The sequence below is a fragment of the Moorena sp. SIO4E2 genome (assembly GCF_010671945.1).
GTDB classification, from domain to species: Bacteria; Cyanobacteriota; Cyanobacteriia; order Cyanobacteriales; family Coleofasciculaceae; genus Moorena; species Moorena producens.
In genome coordinates this window covers 1-3,783 of sequence record NZ_JAAHIE010000629.1, presented here as the reverse complement: position 1 = coordinate 3,783, position 3,783 = coordinate 1, and the positions used below count along the sequence as shown (strand labels likewise).

Sequence of the window (3,783 nt, the reverse complement as noted above, 5' to 3'; positions counted from 1 at the left end):
TTCCCGATTCCCGATTCCCGATTCCCGACTCCTCACCCAATTGAAAACTGCTGTAATTCAGTAAGCATTGTCCCACATTTCATGGTAGGATCGGTTGGCAAAAAGCTACTGTGCAGGCCCAATCAAAGGGCTTTAGGCAAGGATTTAGAACCTTTCAAAGGAGACAACTAATAATGAACCTGAATGACTTGATCGAAGAAAAATTAAACTATTATGCTCAGAAGATTGTTTCTGGCGGTAGCAAAACCGACGAAATGGCGGTTGGGGAAATTACCTTCTATGTCGCTCTGCGTCGCGTAGTAAATGGTAAAGGAACCCGGCAAGACGTGGGTATGATGGATGCTATCAACGACACCCTCCAAAGCTTAGGACTTGTCGAGGAAGGAAAAACCTTCTACAAATAATTTGCCCATCAATAAGTTTGAGTGATCGGCAATCTTGTAAATTGGATTTTATACCTCAATCCAACCACCACCAAGCAACTTTTTTTGGGAGCATCCCATTTTGGAAACAATATTACCCAAAGCAACGATATTTCAAGGGTTTCAGCCCCCTAAAAAGAGCTAACGTGCCAAATTGGGATGCTCCCCTTTTTTTGGCCTAATATGGCATTGGAGCGGATGTGAAACCAAAAGTGTTTAGCTTTGTTATAAAATGGTTTCACACCGCTCAACTTTACCTTTATGTCGTTTCAGATTAACTGTGGCTAGCTAGCTTGGCTTTTGGCGTTCCTGAATCAAGTAATGAATAGCAGTAGAGTGGGCATCCTGCCCGCTCGACCAGATATTGATAACGGGCAAGATGCCCCTTCCACCAAGATGCCCATTCTACAGGTGTGACCCAAGGGCGCGAGCAATCCCTCGCGCCCTAGGAGGCGCGCACCTACTCTTAAAATCATTCTATTATTCAGCAACGCCTAAAATAGGTAAGCATTGGTTTAATCTGAGTTACGGAAAGCTGACCACTGACCGCTGACAGCTGACTGCTTACTAATTCAGTAATTTCTCGGAATAAATCGAGGATTATTGTAGCTTTCGTAAATCTTAATTTCTGATCAACATAGATTAAAAAACTATAAATTATTATGTTAGGTTTTAATCAAAATAACTTCATGATTCCAATTTCAACTGGCATGGTAATAACGCAGGATTTGCGAAAAGAACTAGAAACTATTGAAATTGATAATAAATACGAAGATTGCCTGTTCATGAAATTAGAGGGGACTATCGTTCAGCCAGATAAAATTGACCTATTCTTAACTATAAACTTTCATGATCAATTTTTAGAACTACCCGGTGGTAGCATCAAACTTGGGCTAACCGGTGGAGAGCTAAGGCTGAACTTAACCAATGGCAAACTTCCCTATTATCACCGTGGTTTCAATGATGATTTTAAGGTTTCCATAGAGAAAAAGCGAAGGTCAAAGCAAGGTAGTAAAATTAACCATGACAATAAGATGTCCATGGGTTTAGACCCTACTTCCAATCAAATTGAGTTCAACCTTGGCACAGAATTAAATCTCAGAAAAAATATCAATCACGAAAAAACTGATGAATTCACCATCATGGATTACCAGATCACATCCAAAGGTGGAGAAAGCAGTCCAGCCTGGGTTTTTGCTGCCAAAAGTGGTGAGCCATTATTAACTGGAACCCTGAGCAGTATATGGTTAGGCAGTAAAGAAATTCCAGCTGGTCATGTCTTGATTCATGAAGGAGAATCTATCAATGCACTCTACATTGTCCTAGATGGCATCTTAACCGTTTCCGTTGAAGCTTGGAAAAGTCTGGAAATTGCTCGATTATCCAACGGTGAAGTAGTCGGAGAAATGTCTTTTGTGAAAGATCATCCCCCTTCCGCTACAGTTAAAGCTTTAGAAGACTCCATTGTGTGGTCAATTGATCGAGCTAAATTAACCCATAAACTAGAGAAAGACCCCCGTTTTGCAGCTCGTTTTTATCGATTGCTTGCTGCTGCTATTGCTGATCGAATACACCTGACCACAATTAGCTTACTTTACTTCGAGAAAGAGTATCAGATAGAAGACCCGATGGCGACTCACCTGAAGATTGATGAACTAACAACGTCCAGTCAATATAGGTTCATGGCTACACCCATTCATAACGAGTCGATCAAAACCTATGAAAAAGTTATTTTAGACAAAACTAAAGCAGCGTTACTGATTAATGGAGTGATTGAATCTTAAGCGATCAGCTATCAGCTATCAGTTTTCAGCCTGACCGCTGACCACTGACCGCTGACCACTGACCACTGACCGCTGAAGGCTGACCGCTGACCGCTGACCGCTGACCGCTGACCGCTGACCGCTGATAGCTGACAATTAATCGTCTTTTTTAATTACTTTAAACTCATCTAGCAATTGCACCCAAGTGATAGCATCTCTCTTGTCATAAACCCACCCGATCAGATTGATATCTCCTGTTTCCCAAGCAAATTTCCACCAAGCATCTAACTGTTCTTCAGTAACATCTAATCCTATTATTTCATTTTTAAAAGTATCACTGGTAGGCTGACTAGAGTGATGCCCCTGGATAAACTGTTGCCAGTCAGCTACGGTAAACTTAAAATCGTAATCCTGTGCTACCTTAACTACCTCTTCTGGATTTCTAGTAGCTATTAGCTGCTGTTTTAAATCTTCTTGTAGAGAAATAGCATGGAAAAATTGAGCAACATTTTCTGTAGAGATTGTAGACATTGTAGATATTAGCTATAAAAAATGTGTCACTCATGGACGCCAGTTAATCGAGTTTACATCTATTATTATAAATAATTAGTCAGCGGTCAGCGGTCAGCCGTCAGTGGTCAGTGGTCAGCGGTCAGCGGTCAGCCGTCAGTGGTCAGCCGTTGGCCTTTGGCTGAAAACTGATAGCTGATAGCTGATAGCTTAATGCTGATAGCTGATAGCTGATAGCTGATAGCTTAATGCTGATAGCTGATAGCTGATAGCTGATAGCTTAATGCTGATAGCTGATAGCTGATAGCTGATAGCTGATAGCTGATAGCTGATAGCTAATAGCTTAATATTTTATTTCCAAGACGATAAAGGTGGTGTCTCTAACAAGGCAGCACTGAGACTGTCGTGAATCTTGGCATTAGTTGCCAGAATCCGCCCAGAATTAATATCAATAGGACTGCCATCATAAGCAGTAACTTTACCACCAGCTTCCTCTAGGATAACGATACCAGCAGCTACATCCCAAGGAGAAAGCCCTCGTTCCCAATAGCCATCTAATCGTCCAGTAGCAACATCACACAAATCGATGGATGCAGAACCACTACGGCGAACTCCCTGAGTCAGATGAGTCAGGTAACAGAACTCAGCATAGTTATTATCAGAAGTCTGCCGCCGGTCATAGGCAAATCCAGTCACTAACAAGCTCTTACCCAGCTCAGAGACTTGGGAAACCTGGATTGGCTGACCATTGCAGGTTGCGCCCAAGCCCACAGCTGCACACAATAACTCATCCCGAAAGGGATTATATACTGCTCCCACCTGAGGCTTGCCGTCAATCAACAACCCCACAGAGGTAGCAGCAATGGGGTATTGATGGGCATAATTAGTAGTACCATCGAGGGGGTCAATCGCCCATAGGTATTTACTTTGATTGTCTCCCAGTTGACCGGATTCTTCTGCGAGAATCGAATGGTCTGGCACATCGTTTTTGAGTATATCTAAGACTACTGCTTCTGCTTCTTTATCAGCTGCAGTGACTAAATCTCCAGGACGACCTTTCTCTTCTACAGTTTTGAGATTGCCCCAGT

At 42.4% G+C, this 3,783-nt stretch carries 4 protein-coding genes; 2 read left to right on the top strand and 2 right to left on the bottom strand.

Features of this window, described 5'->3' with window-relative positions:
* Positions 1–173: 173 nt before the first annotated feature.
* Both F6K37_RS34400 and F6K37_RS34395 read left to right on the top strand, forming a co-directional pair.
* Entirely contained in the window at positions 174–404 is a 231-nt protein-coding gene (locus tag F6K37_RS34400) for a hypothetical protein (RefSeq protein ID WP_287255283.1), read from the top strand.
* 707 nt (positions 405–1,111) lie between these two features.
* Complete coding sequence (locus F6K37_RS34395; protein WP_287255280.1) at positions 1,112–2,206, top strand: cyclic nucleotide-binding domain-containing protein; 1,095 nt, start codon at positions 1,112–1,114, stop codon at positions 2,204–2,206.
* A gap of 135 nt (positions 2,207–2,341) precedes the next feature.
* Here F6K37_RS34395 and F6K37_RS34390 read toward each other — a convergent pair whose 3' ends face one another.
* Together F6K37_RS34390 and F6K37_RS34385 are read right to left on the bottom strand one after the other, a co-directional pair.
* Complete coding sequence (locus tag F6K37_RS34390; protein ID WP_008178068.1) at positions 2,342–2,716, bottom strand: Nif11-like leader peptide family natural product precursor; 375 nt, start codon at positions 2,714–2,716, stop codon at positions 2,342–2,344.
* A gap of 330 nt (positions 2,717–3,046) precedes the next feature.
* On the bottom strand, positions 3,047–3,783 hold a 737-nt coding region (locus F6K37_RS34385; RefSeq protein ID WP_287255277.1), incomplete at its 5' end, for an inositol monophosphatase family protein.